The sequence below is a fragment of the Cupriavidus sp. IDO genome (assembly GCF_000812465.1).
Taxonomy (GTDB): domain Bacteria; phylum Pseudomonadota; class Gammaproteobacteria; order Burkholderiales; family Burkholderiaceae; genus Cupriavidus.
The window spans coordinates 1-16,026 of sequence record NZ_JWMA01000129.1 but is presented as its reverse complement, the minus strand read 5'-3'; the positions used below and the strand labels follow the sequence as shown (position 1 = coordinate 16,026).

15 protein-coding genes and 1 pseudogene are annotated in these 16,026 nt (G+C 63.0%); 4 read left to right on the top strand and 12 right to left on the bottom strand.

Going from position 1 to position 16,026, the window contains the following annotated elements; translation table 11 throughout:
- Window positions 1-285: 285 nt before the first annotated feature.
- Window positions 286-1,371: a YeiH family protein gene (locus RM96_RS28235; RefSeq protein ID WP_039015037.1), complete on the bottom strand. Its 1,086-nt coding sequence runs from the start codon at window positions 1,369-1,371 to the stop codon at window positions 286-288.
- Between the two features lie 154 nt (window positions 1,372-1,525).
- On the opposite strand from RM96_RS28235, the pseudogene RM96_RS40990 reads away from it, so the two are divergent.
- Window positions 1,526-1,627, top strand: a pseudogene (locus RM96_RS40990) (LysR family transcriptional regulator); the annotation flags it as partial.
- Between the two features lie 218 nt (window positions 1,628-1,845).
- Here the strand turns inward: RM96_RS40990 and RM96_RS28230 are convergent.
- The 6 genes from RM96_RS28230 to RM96_RS28205 form a co-directional block, all read right to left on the bottom strand.
- Entirely contained in the window at window positions 1,846-2,196 is a 351-nt protein-coding gene (locus RM96_RS28230; protein WP_039015036.1) for a hypothetical protein, read from the bottom strand.
- Window positions 2,197-2,907: 711 nt separating this feature from the next.
- Complete coding sequence (locus RM96_RS28225) at window positions 2,908-3,177, bottom strand: hypothetical protein (protein ID WP_039015035.1); 270 nt, start codon at window positions 3,175-3,177, stop codon at window positions 2,908-2,910.
- Window positions 3,178-3,406: 229 nt separating this feature from the next.
- Complete coding sequence (locus RM96_RS28220; protein WP_039015034.1) at window positions 3,407-3,598, bottom strand: hypothetical protein; 192 nt, start codon at window positions 3,596-3,598, stop codon at window positions 3,407-3,409.
- 98 nt (window positions 3,599-3,696) lie between these two features.
- Complete coding sequence (locus RM96_RS28215; protein WP_039015033.1) at window positions 3,697-5,202, bottom strand: DASS family sodium-coupled anion symporter; 1,506 nt, start codon at window positions 5,200-5,202, stop codon at window positions 3,697-3,699.
- A 108-nt stretch (window positions 5,203-5,310) separates the two neighbouring features.
- Window positions 5,311-6,444: a DUF3300 domain-containing protein gene (locus RM96_RS28210; protein ID WP_039015032.1), complete on the bottom strand. Its 1,134-nt coding sequence runs from the start codon at window positions 6,442-6,444 to the stop codon at window positions 5,311-5,313.
- A complete protein-coding gene (locus RM96_RS28205) occupies window positions 6,441-7,340 on the bottom strand; it encodes a DUF2950 domain-containing protein (RefSeq protein WP_052279799.1) in 900 nt (299 codons plus the stop codon). The genes RM96_RS28210 and RM96_RS28205 overlap by 4 nt, the downstream gene beginning before the upstream one ends.
- 308 nt (window positions 7,341-7,648) lie before the next feature.
- Here RM96_RS28205 and RM96_RS28200 point away from each other — a divergent pair, with 308 nt between their 5' ends.
- Genes RM96_RS28200 through RM96_RS28190 form a run of 3 tightly spaced genes read left to right on the top strand, consistent with a single transcriptional unit; the run spans window position 7,649 to window position 11,215 of the window.
- The gene (locus RM96_RS28200; RefSeq protein WP_039015049.1) at window positions 7,649-8,287 is read left to right on the top strand and encodes a 2Fe-2S iron-sulfur cluster-binding protein; all 639 of its coding nucleotides are present in this window, start codon (window positions 7,649-7,651) and stop codon (window positions 8,285-8,287) included.
- 14 nt (window positions 8,288-8,301) lie between these two features.
- Window positions 8,302-9,951: an FAD-binding protein gene (locus RM96_RS28195; protein ID WP_039015031.1), complete on the top strand. Its 1,650-nt coding sequence runs from the start codon at window positions 8,302-8,304 to the stop codon at window positions 9,949-9,951.
- A gap of 19 nt (window positions 9,952-9,970) precedes the next feature.
- Window positions 9,971-11,215 (top strand): complex I 51 kDa subunit family protein, encoded by a 1,245-nt coding sequence (locus tag RM96_RS28190; protein ID WP_039015030.1) that lies wholly within the window; start codon window positions 9,971-9,973, stop codon window positions 11,213-11,215.
- 302 nt (window positions 11,216-11,517) lie between these two features.
- On the opposite strand, the gene cax is transcribed toward RM96_RS28190, so the two are convergent.
- The 5 genes from cax to RM96_RS28165 form a co-directional block, all read right to left on the bottom strand.
- The gene (gene cax, locus RM96_RS28185; RefSeq protein ID WP_039015029.1) at window positions 11,518-12,588 is read right to left on the bottom strand and encodes a calcium/proton exchanger; all 1,071 of its coding nucleotides are present in this window, start codon (window positions 12,586-12,588) and stop codon (window positions 11,518-11,520) included.
- A gap of 643 nt (window positions 12,589-13,231) precedes the next feature.
- Window positions 13,232-13,492 (bottom strand): hypothetical protein, encoded by a 261-nt coding sequence (locus tag RM96_RS28180; RefSeq protein WP_039015048.1) that lies wholly within the window; start codon window positions 13,490-13,492, stop codon window positions 13,232-13,234.
- A gap of 367 nt (window positions 13,493-13,859) precedes the next feature.
- On the bottom strand, window positions 13,860-14,126 hold the full coding sequence (locus tag RM96_RS28175) for a DUF4148 domain-containing protein (RefSeq protein WP_039015028.1): 267 nt from the start codon (window positions 14,124-14,126) through the stop codon (window positions 13,860-13,862).
- 263 nt (window positions 14,127-14,389) lie between these two features.
- On the bottom strand, window positions 14,390-14,617 hold the full coding sequence (locus RM96_RS28170) for a hypothetical protein (RefSeq protein WP_039015027.1): 228 nt from the start codon (window positions 14,615-14,617) through the stop codon (window positions 14,390-14,392).
- 195 nt (window positions 14,618-14,812) lie between these two features.
- Window positions 14,813-15,547, bottom strand: a complete 735-nt coding sequence (locus tag RM96_RS28165; protein WP_039015026.1) for a hypothetical protein — start codon at window positions 15,545-15,547, stop codon at window positions 14,813-14,815.
- Window positions 15,548-16,026: the final 479 nt, after the last annotated feature.

Here is a 16,026-nt window from a genome sequence, read left to right as displayed (position 1 = left end):
GCCTCAACAGGCGCGCAGAGTTCGCCAGAACTCCGAAGTCCGGGCCGGCCTGTGGGCATTCGGCAGGAAGAATCCTCGTCATCAGAGCCATTTTTCCTGATCGAGCACCTTCCTGTCAGTCTGAACGCATCAATTCACTCGGCTTGTTCAGCGTAGCCTTCAAATCTGCCGCCTTTCCAGGCTTACGGGATCGAGTCCCGTCGGCCGCACCACAGCCTCCATGCATTCAAGCAAAAAAGGGCGGAAGCCATATGGCCCCGCCCCTCCACGAGTTTGCGTCCGCGCTCAGGCCATCGCCGCGCACAGCGCCGCGCCGCCCACCATCAGGAACACGAACAGCACACCTGCCAGCGCCAGCGGCTTGCGGCCAGCACGCAGCAGTTCACCGATGCGAGTCTGCAGACCGATCGCCAGCATCGCGCAGGCCAGCAGCCAGTTGTCGAGCGCGACCAGCGACGGCTTCCAGCCCTGCGGCACGAAGCCACCCGAATTCACCGCCATCACCGCAACGAAACCCACCGCGAACCAGGGCACCGACTTCAGGATGCCGCGCATCGTGCCTCCAGCAGCCTCGCCCTTGCGTGCGTTCCAGCTTGCACCCGGCCAGAAGGCCATCACCAGCAGCAGCGGGCCGAGGGCGAGCACGCGGACCATCTTCGAGACGACGGCAGCGTCGGCCGTGGGGTCGCTGATCATCTTTCCGGCGGCGATCACCTGAGCGACTTCGTGCAGGGTAGAGCCGGTATAGATACCGAACATGCGCTCGCTGACGGCCCAGTGCCAGTGCTGCGTGGCAAGCTCATAGAGATACGGATACAGCAGCATGCCGACCGTGCCAAACAGCACCACCGTCGCCACCGCCACGGCGGTCTGCTTGTCATCGGTGCGCACCACCTGCGACATCGCGATCGCGGCGGCCGCGCCGCACACCGCGCTGCCCGTGCTGACGAGGATGGCGTCGCGGCGGCTCAGGCCGAAGACCGTCGAACCGATCCAGGTGCCCACCAGCAGGGTCGCCACCAGCATCAGCAGCGGCGCAACGATGCCGGCCAGGCCGAGCGCGGCGATCGAACCGAAGGTCAGGCGCAGGCCGTAAAGCGCCACACCCAGGCGCAGCAGGTGATGACGGGCTACCTGCATGCCGGGCGAGAGCGGCGCAATCCATTCGCGGGGCAGCGTGTTGGCCGCCACCATGCCGGCACACATCGCCAGCGTCAGGGCGCTGATGCCGTAGCGCGAGATGGCGGGATGGTCGGCAAGGAGCAGCGCAAGCCAGGCGATCAAGCCAAGCGGCACCAGCGGGACGAGGCGGGCACGCCAGCTGGGTGCCGGGGGCGATACACGCGGGGCGGAGATGGTCGTGGCAGTCATGTCGCTCCTCTCACTAAATCGGAATCTTCGGAATGACTGCAGAGTACTGATCGCCCATCAATCAGTAAAACGGGTACTATCGTTATAGCTTAACGGTTTTATCGATAAAAGCGGCAGCCATGGACCAATGCCCCCTCCGCCTCAACCTGCGCCAGCTTTCCTGGAAAGTGCACTCGACACCGCTCTCCCCGATCGCGTGGCGCGACGCCTGAGTGTCAACGAGGCGGGCCGCAAGCCCTTTCCGCGCGCCCTGTCCGGCGCGGTTAAATGTTGGCGCGACCGGGCGCTATGTCTAACTGGCTCCCGTTGGGAAGTGGTGCTGGACCGACCCGGCAGCGGCACAAGCTAGAAGCCCCAGATTTTGGGACGGGACCTTGCTGCCTTGATTTCATTGCATCCCTATCCCTATTGGAATTCGGGGGAGCGTCTAAGCCGACCTACTGGGTTGAGAAGAATGTCCTGACTCAGAATTTGTTAACTATTTGGGCATGTCGCAGGCATCTTGAGCGTCAGAATCAGCTTGCTTCCCTTAGTTACGGAAATGGTCTGTCCGTAGCTGACAGTCGGCATGAACTGAATGTCGGGTGCCACAGCCACCGGTGGGTTCTTTGCGCCATCGATGGTCAGGTCGAGCTCCACAGTGACTGAGTCAAAGGACCCCTGCTTTCTTGTCTCGGCGTCCTTCTTGAATGTGCACAGTCCGACGGAAACTTGCTGCAAGGCGGTGGGGATATCAACTGGCTTGCCTGGTGGGATCGGTGCTGTGTTACACCCGGCAATCATTAGCGCAGCGAAAGCTGGAAGGAAGGAGAGGGGCGTACGCATTAGGATTCCCCAAGGGCCCAGTAGGCAGAGCAGCCTACGTTACGTCAGCCTCACCGTCGCTTCCGTTCGCTTCCGAACTGACTTCCGTCGATGTGCGCCGACTCCCGTTGCGGCACGCTTTTGAGCGTGGCGGCGTATTCATTGTCTCTTCTGTGGAAGGTCAGTCGCCGGTCATAGGTTGGCTGACCGACCCATCCCGGTCAGTCGGCCTCGGCGACCCCACCGTCTGCTATTTGGGGCCAAGCATCCAATCAACTGTCGACGTGACGGAGGGCGCGAATGGCAAGTGGTCAGCGACCGAATGAATCCGGAAACCACGCCGCGCCATCGGCTGGACGCTGCTCGCTGTAGGGGTCATCACCACAGTGCCATTGGTCGCGCAAGTGCTTGGGAAACCTCAGCCATACAAGAGCCCCGACGAGAAGTGAAGTAATGGGTGCGAGGGCCGGAGCCCAAAATTGACGGCCTTGACGACCGACCGGTCCTGGCCGCCCCGTCGGATGCACGCTGGGAACCTGCGATCGTCCCAGACTCACTGCTGCCGTTCAGACCGGGGCAGTCGCAATGGCCGCTTTCAAGCAGCACTTTCAGAAAGAAGCCGACATTCGAATGTCGGCCTGAGAGCGCAGTCGAGTGGCCGTAGTTGGCCGGTTGCGCATGAACAGGGCCGCGCCATACGTGGCATCGCTTCGTCGGCCAGCATCGGCCGCGCTAGTACTTGATGTCCCGTTTTTCCTGGCGGCCCTCCTGCTTCGTGTGGCGCTTGTCTTGCCGGCACTGGGAGTTGCTCTTCTGGTTTGCAGCCCGGCAGTCGACCTTGCCCGCGCGCGCTTCCTGTTTGGCAGCCTGGTTTGCGTCCCTGCCTTGTTGGCGCTGTTGCGACTGGTTGGTGGCCAGGGCAGCTCCCGATAGCGCCAGGAGTCCGGCTGCGGCCAGCATTGCGCCCGTCCGCCTCCAAAGTCCATTTCTTGATTCGACCATTTTCACCTCCTCCGTGCTGGGTAGAAACGGCGGTCTCAGTTGTCGCGCAACGCCGCCTTCGCATGCTCGTAGAGAGCCAGACTGAAGAAGCCTCCTCCGACAAAAGAAAGAGAGCATCCCTTGCCCGCAACCGATGATGGCACGAATGAGTGTCCCCGAGAACAAATTCCCATGCGCAAGCCATTTCTCAAAGGGTGGCAATGGTTCGTGAATGGCCGACGATCCCACGTCAGTTGCGGCGCGCGTGAAGCGTCCGCTGTACCTGACGTTTGAGCGTCCACGCGGTCTTCTGCGGGGATGTCGCTTGATAGCCGGCAAGCAACCTCCGCCGGTTGCGAGCCGGTTGGCTCTTGCCAAGCGGACCGATGACCAACCAGACGAGCATGTAGATGAGTCTCATCACAAAGTCGTCTTCCACCATTCCTCCTGGGTGACATAGCGGGCGCCAAACATGACCGGGCCGGAGCGGCGACTTGGCGTGATCACGAGCGGTTCATCGGGCGTCGTTCGGCTGCATGTTCACCAGAAGCCAAGCACCTTCCACCAGACGCCCCCGACCACGGCGAAGATCAGCAGATCCACCACGCACATCACAAATCCGACGCGCCACCAGGTTCCCATCGTGACAAAGCCGCTGCCGAAGATGATCGGCGAGGTGCCCGTCGCATAGTGGGTCAGCGTCATCATGATCGCCGAGCCGGCCGCCATAATCAGCATGAACGGCACCACATACGCTGGCGGTAGCAGATGGACTCCGACCGTCAGGAAGGCGAGCATCATCGCACTGATGTGTGCCGTCGTGCTGGCGAACAGGTAGTGCGAGAAAACGAAGACCGCCACCAGGATCGCGGCCGTGCCGCCCCACCCGATGCCGCTGGCAGCGATTGCGTCGCTCATGGCCTTCGAGAACCATGCGATCACGCCTTGCTTGTTCAGTTGCTCGGCCAGCATGATCAACGCGCCAAACCATATCAGCGTGTCCCAGGCGCTCTTCTCGGACAGCACGTCGTCCCAGTCGAGGGTGCCAGTGATGATCAGCACGAACAGGCCGACGAAGGCGACCACCGTTGGGTCCAGCGTGAGCGACGGACCGAACACCATCGCCGGAATGTTGGCCCACAGCAGCAGCAGCAGGGCGAAGGTCCATATCATGACCATTTCTTTCGGCGACACGGGACCCATCTTCGCCATTTCGGCGTGCGCATATTCCACCGCATTGGGTGTGGCCTTGAGCTGCGGCGGCGACAACAGATAGATCACCAGCGGCATCACCAGCAGGCATAGCAGGCCGGGCAGCAACATGCACAGCGCCCAGCTCGTCCAGCTCAGATGCAGATTCTGGTTGGTCGCCTTGGCGATGTAATCCACCACCAGCGGGTTCGGGGCGGTGGCGGTCACGAACATCGCCGAGGTGATCGGGTTGGCGTGATAGTTGACCAACGCCAGGTAGGTGCCGACCTTGCCCTCCGTGCCCTTGGCCGGGTCCGAGTCGAAAGCGTTGGCGATCGACTTCATGATCGGATGCACAATGCCGCCACCGCGCGCGGTATTGCTCGGTGTGAAGGGCGCCAGCACCAGTTCACAGGTGGCCAGACCATAGCCGATGCCTATCGTTCGTTTCCCCATCAGGGAGATGAACATCAGGCCGATACGGGTGCCCAAGCCGGTCTTCTTCACGCCGCGGGAGATCAGGATGGCCACCACGATCAACCAGATTAGCGGACTGTCGAAGGCGGTCAGCGCATCGGCGATCGCCCCCTTGGACGAGGTCGAGGTCACCTGCGACAGCGAGAGGACCACGATGGCCATCATCGCCATCACCCCGATAGGCATGACCTTCAGGATGATCGCAACGATTGTGGTCAGGAAGATGGCAACCAGGCCCCAAGCCTTGGGCGTGAGCCCCTCTGGCACAGGCAGCAGCAGCAGGGTGATCAGCACCACCGTCGTGATCAGGGCGGGGCCCAGCCGGAACGGGACCACGCTGTTGAAGTAGAGGAACGCTGCTTTCAGTTTGGTGAGCATCTTGCGATCCTTCCCAGAAGAGTTGATGGAGTTCCGGATGCAGACAGGGCAGCCCAACCGCCGACCGGAGGAACGCGACCTGTACCGCCCGAAACGGGCATTGCTTCCCTAACGTCGTCCGCCGCCACCTCGTCCGCCGCCAAAGCCACCGCCGAAACCGCCGGCGCGGCCGGAGCCTGAATGCAGGCTCGCGCTTCCGCGGCTGGCATCACGCTGCACCGCCTTGCCGCCACTGCCCACGCCCTGGAAGCCATTGTCCCGGCCCCCCGTAGCATCGCGCCCGCGAAAGTTGTTGCGGCCCGCCGCATCGGCCATGCTCCTGCCGTATCTGTCCCGTGTGGCATTGTCGCGATAGGCAACACCCTGGCGGTGCCGCGAGTCGTGCTGCCAGCGGCCTCCCTCGAACTTGCTGGCGTCGAAATTGCGGTCGATGTTCCGGGCCTTGTGGTGCTCCACATGTACCCCGCCATTGTTCCAGTCGCAGTCGCCAAATATGGCAATGGCCCCGGCCAGGCCGATGCCCCATGCGATGCCTCCCACGAAGGCATCGCCGGGGTAGTAGGGCGCGTAGGGCGGCCAGTAGTAGTACGGGTAGCCCGCATAGCCCCAGCCGCCGTAGACGATCGCCGGGTCGTACACCGGCACATAGATCACCTGGGGATCCGCCGGCTCGATGCGCACGATGGTCTGCTGCGCGGCTTCGCCGGAGGTTGCTGTTTCCACGGTCACAGTCTGCTGCGGCCCCGACTTGAGATGGCCGGCTTGCTGGGCGCGCACACGCAGGCGTTGCACGGCATTGAACACCTCCTTCTGCTGGGCCAGGAATGCATCCCCCAGTTTCTGGGTCCAGTCCAGCTTGTCGCCCATTGGCGCAAGGATCTGCGGAAACGCCGCCAGCGACTTCACGCTGACGTCCCAGGACTCGTTCTGCACTGCCTTGACTGCGTCGTCACCCTTGAGGTCCGGATGGGCCTTGCTCCAGCGCGCGGCGAGGGCGACTTCCAGCGGGTAGGTGGAGGCCATCAAGACCTGTGACAGCAGCGGATCGGGATAGAGCGCGATCGGAGCGACCAGCGCCTCGATTTCTTCCGCCTTGTACGGCGCGGGTTCCTTCTGGGCCTGCACCGCGCCCTCCTGGGACATGCCCGGCGTAGCCGTACCCGCTGCGGGCGGACCGGCGCTTTCGCACCCGCCCAGCACAAGCAGCACACAGCAAGCGGTAGTCAGGGCGCGCGGGTTCATGGCGACACCTTCCGCCAGCCGGGAGCCGGATCAAAGGATGTCGTTGCCGCTGCCTTGGTGGCGCTGTTGGTCCCGAGGTCGCGCTCATAGACCTGGCCCTTGTGGCTGACGATGAAGCTCATCACGCCGGTGTCACCGTAGCGTACCGGCCAGGCCATGACCGCGAAGCCGCCGAACAGCTTCCCGTCGACGACATAGTTCAATGTGCCGCCATCGCTGTGCGAGCCTTGCGAGCTGAGCAGCTTGTAATGGTAGCCATGGTAGCCCTCCTTGCTTGCGTTGCGCGTGCCGGCGTCACGAAAAGCCGGCCCGAGCGGGCTCGGTGGCTCATTCGGTCCGGCCGGCCAGAAGAGCCCGTCGTGCTTGCCCGGGGAACTGGACAGCCTGTCGGCATAGACGAGCCGTTTCTCGCCATCGTGGGTCGACTGGGCGTACTCGGTCTGCGCATCGCAGATGGCCTGCATGGTCTGGATCACCGCGAGCTCGTTCCGTCCGATACGACGAAGGCGCATTTCCTGGGCACCTGCCTGGGTGTCGAACTGCCAGCCCTTAGCCGATTTGACCAACGGCACGGGCAAAGTCCATCCGTCGTCGCCCACAACGATGAAGGCGTGCTTGTCTGATTGCTGCACGCGATGCGATTGCGCCCAGGCACTGTTGAAGCTGTCCCGTACTTCGGCGCCGACTGGGGGGATGATGTCGCGGAAGTTCGCGCCCAGCATGCCTCGCATGGCCATCTCGTCGTTATTCCGGACCGCCTGGCCAAAGGCCGCCATGGCCGCGTCAGGCGTGTCGAAAATCTGACGCGCGAAGGCATGCGTCGCACCGAGGCCGAGCAGGCCGATGCAGCCCAGCGCGGTGGCTGCTCCGCGGAAGAATTTTGGCAGTCTTATCATGTCCCAGCCCCTGGGCGTCGTGATTTGCCAGCGCGCTAGCGCATGGGAACGCGCCATCTGGCGTCAATGGCAAGTCCCCGGCTTCGGGTCGCGTTCCGTGGAAAGTGGGTGCAGCATGGGTCGACGCTTGGTTTCGAAGCATGAGCCGCACGCCGATCATAAGGAATAGGGGCGAGCGGTTTCCAGTAAGCCTGTATGCGGCGCCCCCTTCGCAATGACCTCCCTTGTGCTAAGGTTTATATGACCTTTTCTGTGGAAATGCCAGTGTGGCGCTGACGACGCCGGGCGATAGAGGCGACGAGATGGGACTGGTACGCTTGAGCATCGAGGGGCGCTCGGTCGAAGCACCGGCAAACTGCTCCATCCTGCAGGCCTTCCTGCATGCGGGAGAAACGCTAGTCGAAGGCGTCGGTTGCATGGGCCAGGGGGTGTGCGGTTCATGCCGCGTCATGGTGCGGCGCAGCGGCGAGCAGGATGTCCAGACCGCGCTCGCCTGCGAAACGCTGGTCGAAGATGGCATGCAGGTCGCGTTCCTGGATTACTTCACGGCGTCGGAGCGGCACGTCTATCGTATCGAGGAGATCGGCGACAGCTGGGACGCCTTGCAAACAATCTCTGAAGTATTCCCCGAGGCCGCCCATTGCCGTCACTGCAGCGGATGCGACCGGGCCTGTCCGAAGGGACTCGACGTTCAGGACGGCGTGAGGTTCGCGGTGGAGGGCAAGCTGACCGCCTCGGGCCAGGTGTTCGACGAATGCGTCATGTGCAACCTCTGCACGCTGGCCTGCCCCGAGCATATCCGGCCCAACCATCTCGGCCTGTTCGTGCGGCGGATGATCGCGGCGCAGACGCTGCGGCCGGCCAATCTCATGCTGCGCCTGCAGCAGATCGAGAGCGGCGCGATGAAGATCGATTTCGACGCACCCGGCGCGCAGGCGCCGCGCTGACGGGACGAACCATCATGCCGGCTGGCATCCCCTACGAAGAGGCGCGCAAGCGGTACCGTCCCGGTGTGGCGCCGGCGGTGCGCGGCGATGACATCTCCGTCGAAGCACTGCTAAAGGCCTATCACCCCGACCACGGGCCCAATGCGCGCGTCGCGCTGACTGTCGGCGTCAACCGCGGCGAGCCTTGTCAGCCGGATCTCGCCCGCTATCTGCAAGCCAACGCGCTGATCGACGACGTCGACATTGCCGGGGCGCAACTTGTCTCCACCGATGTGCTGATCATCGGCGGGGGCGGTGGTGGCTGCGCGTCAGCGCTGACTGCGGCCAGGCAAGGCGCGCAGGTCATTCTCGCCACCAAGCTACGCCTCGGTGACAGCAACACGGTGATGGCCGAAGGCGGGATCCAGGCGGCCATCGGCGAGGACGACAGTCCCCAATTGCATTTTGAGGACACCTTGCGCGCCGGGCACTTCTGCGGCGAGCCCGAGCTGGTCGCGCAGATGGTGATGGACGGGCCCGACGTGATCCGCTGGCTGATCCGGCTGGGCATGATGTTCGACCAGGAGGAAGACCGGCCCCTCGGCGGCAATCTTCTGCGCAAGAGGCCAGGCGGAGCATCGGCCGCGCGCATTCTCTCGTATCGGGACTACACCGGGCTGGAAATGATGCGCGTGCTGCGCGAGGCGGTGGACCTGGAGCCCGGCATCGCGGTGTGGAACCGCTGCCCCGCAGTCGAGCTGCTGTCCGACGAGCGGGGGCGCTGCGCCGGGGCGGTGATCTACAACCTCGAATGGCGAACCTTCGTGCTGGTGCGCGCGCGCGCCGTGATTCTCGCCACCGGCGGGGCGGGGCGCTTGCACCTGAACGCCTTTCCGACGTCCAACCACTACGGGGCCACCGCAGACGGTCTGGTGCTGGCCTATCGAATCGGGGCCCGCCTGCGCGAGCTGGACTCGTTTCAGTACCATCCGACCGGCATCGCCTACCCGCCGCACCTGGCGGGCGGCCTGATCTCGGAAGCCGCCCGCTCGGCCGGCGCCAAGCTGATCAACGGCGAGGGAGAGCGTTTCGTCGACGAACTCAAGCCGCGGGACATTGTGGCCTCGGCCATCCTGCGCGAATGCGCGGAGGGGCGCGGCATCGAGCGGGGCGGCCAGGTCGGTGTCTTCCTCGACACACCGACGCTGGAAATGGAGAGCCCCGGCATCCTGGCCAAGCGGCTCGTGACGCTGCGCCATCTCGCCCACAAATGCGGCCAGGATGCGTCCCAGGAGCCGTTTCTTGTCTACCCGACCCTGCACTACCAGAACGGCGGCGTTGCCATCGACAAGGAGGGTGCGACCAGCGTGCCAGGGCTGTACTGCGTTGGCGAGGTCACGGGCGGCATTCATGGGCGCAACCGGCTGATGGGCAACGCGCTGCTCGATATCCTGAGCATGGGCCGGCGCGCCGGTGCCAGCGCGGCGCAGGCCGGGCGCAGCGTCATGGCCGCGCGCGCCGGAATCGGCCACGTGCACGCCTGGCAGCGGGAATTGACGCTGGCCGGGCTGCCCCTGCATGTCAAGGCGCCGCAGCTCTTCCCTGGCTACGCGAATTTCGATCTGCGCGTCGACGCAGGGTTGCACACCGGCGCGTGGGGCCGGGCGGTCGGCGGCACCCGCTAGGCGGGGCACGGAGCGCGCGATGGAACAGCTCAATCAGGTTCTGCTCAATGAGGACATCCGGGTCGGCGCTGACCTGGATGCCTGGCTGGCACACGGCGGCGGAGACGGGCTGGCACGAGCGCTGCGCGAGCCGGCCGCGGTCATTGCCGAGATCGAGCAGGCGGACCTGCGCGGGATGGGTGGCGCCGGCTTCGCGACGCATCGCAAATGGGCACCGGTGGCTGCCGCGACGGCTGGCGACAAGTACATCATCTGCAATGGCAACGAAGACGAGCCGGGGACGTTCAAGGACCGCTTCCTGCTAGAGCACACGCCGCACCAGGTGATCGAGGGCGCGCTGATCGCCGCGGCTGCCACCGGCGCCAACCATGTCGTGCTGTACGTCAATCCCCATCAGCCGCTGTCGCTGGCGAGGACCCGCGAGGCGGTGCAGCAATGGCAGGCACACCCGCAATTCGCCGAGCTGGCAGGGCTGGTCGGCGGACCGGTATCGCTTCGCGTACTATCCAGCTCAGGCTTGTATATCGGCGGCGAGGAAACCGCGGTCATCGCGAGCGTCGAGGGCGGGTTCCCGTTTCCGCGCCGCAAGCCGCCTTTTCCCGCCGAACACGGCGTGCATGGCGCACCGACCGTCGTCAACAATACCGAGACGCTGGCCCACGTACCGGGCATCTTGCGCAACGGTGCCCAGTGGTATCGCGGTCTCGGCATCGGCCATGCCGCGGGAACCAAGCTGTATTCGCTCTCGGGCGATGTCTTGCGGCCTGGCCTGTATGAGCTGCCGATGGGTACGAGCCTGGAGACGCTGGTGTTCCGGCATGGCGGCGGCATGCTCCAAGGGAAGGAATTCAAGGCCGTCTTTACCGGCGGGCCCTCCAATACTTTACTGACCAAGCGCGATCTCGACGTGGCGCTGGATTTCGATTCCGTACGGCAACGGCGTTCGCGGCTCGGGACCGGTGCGATGATCGTAGTCTCGGAAGGGACCAGCATCGTCCGCAAGGTGGCAGAGTACGTCAGCTTCTTCGCCCAGGGTTCGTGCGGCCAGTGCCCGCCGTGCAAGGGCGGAACCTTCCAACTGATGCGCCTGCTCAACCGGATCGATACGGGCCGCGGCGTGCGCGCGGACCTGGAAGCGTTGGAAAACCTGTGCCGCATCCTTCCCGGTAGCGGTCGCTGCGGCCTGATCGATGGCGCCGTGACGGTGGTGGACAGTTCCCTCCATCAGTTCCGGGAAGAATACGAGGCGCTCCTGATGGCATAGGTCCAGCATCGAACGTCAGGTTTGCGAAGCGTCGAGCCATGCGAGCGCGCTGCCGTATGCAGTCATATCTAACCGCCTTGCGGTTCCTGCACGGAACTCTATCCGGCGCGGCATGCTGCGCCGCGGCGGCGGTAGCGGGCGTGCCCAAATGCCAAAGTCGCCGACGGCAGTTCTTTGAAGCATCGCGATGATCCTACGGCCGGGTCGTCCTTTGACGCCGGCCTCGACGGAAGCAGGCCACGGCAGGTCTCGATGCTTGCAGGGCACCGCAGGAATCTTGCGAAGCAGGAAAGGCTGCTTCGCTAGCGCGGCAGGAAGAAGAAGGTGAGGGCGAGGGCAAAATAGACGACCAGGAGCTGCGTGCCCTTGAACCAGTCGGCGTGCCCGTCGCTCGCCATTTGCGCCGTGACCAGCACGGACAGGACCACCATCAGAACCAGGGCGGGCCGGAAGGCCAGGTCCATCGGGGCTGGACCGAGAAAATTGCTCGTGAGTACCAGCACCGGCGCGACAAACAGTGCCACCTGGACGCTCGAGCCGACCGCAATGGAGAACGACAGGTCCATGCGATTTCTCATGGCTGCGGTAATGGCCGATGCATGCTCGGCTGCATTTCCGAGGATCGCCACCACAAAGGCACCCACGAATATGTCGCTGAGGGCGTAGTCGCGCATCATCGGGGCGAGCGCACCCACCATAATCTCGCTCATCCACGCCGTCCCTACGGTGGCTGCTGCCAGTATCGCTATCGCCCGCGCTACGGACGAGGAGGGCTGTTCCTCCACGCCTTCCGGAGTAACCGCCTCTGCTTCGTATGCGGCACGGAACAGCGCGGGGTGCGTGACCAGCGAGAACACCAGGTACAGCGCATAGACGACCAGAAGCGTGATGGAAATCCAGGCGCTGAGCCGGTACAGCACGGCTGTCGTGCCCTCTACCGCTTCGAAACTGGCAGGCAGGATCAGCGCGATGGCCGACAGTATGAGCATGGTCGCCTGGGAACGCGCGCCGCGCGGGTTGAAGCTTTGCTCGGGATAGCGAATGCCGCCTGCGAGCATCGCGGCGCCAAACACCAGCAGCATATTTCCGACAATGGATCCGACGATGGAGGCTTCCACCACCTGATGGAGGCCGGCACGCAAGGCGACAAGCGCGATGATAAGTTCAGCCGCATTGCCGAATGTCGCATTGAGCAGACCCCCGACCGCCTCGCCCATGCGCTCTGCGAGTTGCTCGGTGGCATGGCTCATCCGTCCGGCAAGCGGCAGGATGGCCAGGGAGGAAGCGATAAAGATCAGAAGGTGGTGATCGGAAGCAAGAAATTCCAGGGAGATTGCGATCGGAACAAAGATGAGAAGCAAATTCATCCACATGGATGGCCTCCTGCTTCCAGTGAAGACAGCTCGTCCTCGAAAGGTCCTTTTATCGCCTACCAGGGTTGCATGCAAGAGACAAAACAGCTTTGTCCAGCCGCGGGTAGTTCCCACCTTCCATATGCTATGGTTTATATGACCTTTTCGGCAGAAGCGCTAGTGTGTTGCACCGACCGGTTGAATCCACAGGCCTTTGCGGACGGATGCAAAGAGTTGATTCCACGAAACGACGCCCGCGCTGATTTTCGTACTCAACGGACGATTTCATAAGGTAAGTATTCGCGCAACTACCGTTGCAATGGTTGCACTTACCAAACATAAGCCTATCCAGCCTACCAGGACAAACACGCTATCTCGCAAGCTCATCTTGCACTCCAATTCAGATTCCTCCAGGCCGAAAATGAGGGTTACGGAAATCCTCTCACCTCGACTCCGCCCGAAATAATCGTCAAGCGTTCTGGCCCTCGCTGAAGACATCGAACTTTCTCCTGCCCCTCTCATCGCCGGGCATCGCTACGCGATCGAATTCTCGATGCTGCGTTCCGGCGGCGGCGACGGCCCGGTTCGATCCCAGCCGGAAAGAGTGCGGACTGATTCTGCGGGTGGGCCAGCCTGCTTGTGGGGGCAGCCTCAGTGCCAAAGTTCAGCTGCGATCAGGAGATGCGGATACTCCGGTAAGGTCGCGTCCCGCGACGATCCGCACGTCGTCGGCATATGGGGCAGATTTGTTGCTGCGTGTGCCGTCCACAAAGGCATTCGGCACGGCTACGTGAGAGTCGTAGCCATATTTTCCGCCTGGATAGGTGCTGTCTTTGGGCTCTGCGGCCTGGGCGAGGCCAGCCGCCAGGGCAGCGGCAAAAGTACCCGCGATTAGCAGAGTCTTCAAAGGGTACAGTTTGTTCATGATGCTCTCCTTTCAGTTTTGACTCCGCCTTTGGGGGCGGGAATAAGTTCATTCAATGCCATCCGCAGTTCGATCGACAAGTACGTCGACGTCGCCCGGACGCCATCGGTCGAAAAGAAACGCCTTCCCCGGCGTGACTTGTGGTCTCCGATCATCGCGCCCTCCTGCCCGTCATGTGCAGTACCCGCGGACCACCGGGAATATTCGCTCTCCCACGGTGGTTCAGAGCGCCGGCGTAACGAGGCAGAGCCGCAGAAGAATCGAAGCGACCGGATCAAATATCCATGTTCGATCGTGTCCACAATCGCCGGAAAGCGCGAGCGTGTGTCCGTCGCACGATTGCGTGCGGCTCATGTCAAGCACCAGTTCAGCCTCCGCTATACAGCGAGTTTAAGCGCTCCATCGTGCCATCCTTCTGCGCGCGGATCAGCTCTTGACGAACCTCCTCGCGGGTCTTGCCCATCGGAGCCGGTCGGACCGCCGTCGGCATCGCGGCCTGCCCTGCGGCTGGGGCCGCCTGCGACACCGTGGTGCCGTTGTCGTTGGGTCCGGCAGGGACGTCCATGTCTGCGGCATACACGTGCGCAGCCCCCAGTGCGAGGGTAGCGGCCGCAATCAGACTGAAATGCTTCATGACAATCTCCAATGCAGTTCTATCAGCAATCCAAAGTTCCACTTCTTGAATCTGGCACGTTGGTACGTCGCGTCGCGCGAGTTGCAGGGATATCTTCGATCCTTGTCAACCGTCCGACGTACACTAGTCAAACCACAGCAAGGTCCGCTTTATTCCCGGTGCGCACCTGCCCTTGAGCGAATTCCCTCTTCGCCGGCTCACGCCACCCGCTACGCGGCGCATTGCGAGTGGGCCGGAGCTCCGCCTGCGGATCTGGCAGCGTCTTAGCTGTGCCCGCCGTCGGTGAAAGGATCGCGCCGATCCGTGACTTTTGCGCCGTCTGAATAGACATCAAATCTGCCTGCTTTCGCGCCATCGGTGTAGGGATCGCGCGGCCCGTTGATATGGGTTTTACTGTCTGAGGTTGCGGTATCGGTGGTGATGTTGGATGCATGGGCCAGGGCTGCGAACGATGCCAATGCCGCGACAGCGGCCGAAATCAGGATTTTCATGACGATCTCCAAATACAGTAGGGATAGCTTCCAATGCGCATCGCCGTGAAGGCACGCTTGCGCACGCTACTCGTTTCCGGTTTCCGGGATATCGATCATTCCCGAGAACTGGTTCGCCGTGCATCTGTAGAACTGCCCAGCCGCCAAATTTATTCCCGCTCTAACTGTCGGCCCGGCCGCCTTTAGCGCTGTGAATCAGGCATTGAGCGACGTGCGCGATCGTCGACGCTCAAGCCGATTGCGCAACTGGCCGGCCACAAAAGCGCTGATGACCAGCAGCAGGTAGAGGGTCAGGAGATTGTGACGCCACGCATCGAGAGCGAGCTGATGCGCGACCAGTTTCGGATCGGGCGCCGGGAGGATGGCACGCCTCGCCACGACGGCTCGGGTCATCCGGACAAGGCCGGCCGCCGACAGTAGTGGCAGGAGTACGAGCAGCGCGAGCAGTGCAGGCTTCGCGCGGCGCACCATCGCGTAGTGGCGCAAGCGGATCCACAGTCCCAGGCAACCGTGTACCCAGCCCGGGGCTAGCAATGCAACTTGCAAGCCTTGCGTGCCGCTCGTGATCAGCAAGATCACGATCCGCTCATAGTTCGGTTCGAAGCCATAGAGAGAGGCGGCGAGCCGGGTCGCCACCGCATGGCGGATAAGTAATAGAGGGAGGCTGAGTCCCGCCCAAAGGCGGATCCATTCGGTGGGCGGCAGCGTCCAGTGGTGGCGCCCGTAGACTGTGCGCAGCGCCAGAGCAAAATGCAGGGAGGCCGAACCGTACAGCAGGATCGTTCCGGGCACGCTATGCCAGAGCCGCAGAGCCAGCGCGAGACCGCGCCCGGCAAGATCCAGCGACCAGATCCCGAGCGCATGATTGGCCAGGTGGAGAAACAGGTAGATCAGCAGCACCACGCCCGATCCGAGCTGCAAGCGGCGCATAATTGGTTGCACGTTCCTTCCCCTTGATATTCAACGTGGAGAGAACTTCTTGCACAGCGGCTGCCGAGCGGCGAATCCAGCAGTCGGACGTAGGCCATCTTCTCTAATGTGCAATGAGTAGACGCCGTTCCGTCCCCGGATATTCCCGCTCCTACACTCAGTCATCCGCTTGCGACGCTCGACCGGATCGTCGGTCGTGCGGGTAGCCCGCGAAGACGATGACCATAGGAGGCGCACCGATCACAAGACCGGCGCTTGCTACGCGGAAGCAACGCGAGATCCAACTCTGGCGACGATTCCGGGAATAAACATGGTTCTTCGCCGGATTGAGGGACTGGGTTCTTGGATGCGCTGCTGTTTCGCCGGCGTAGCCGGCGACCTCCTTATATGAACGCGCCCCGGTTTGCAAGGTAAGACGAACATGCTGGCTTGAGCAGGACTGGTTGCAGACTTATATCCGGCCTTGCGGTGCAGGCGAG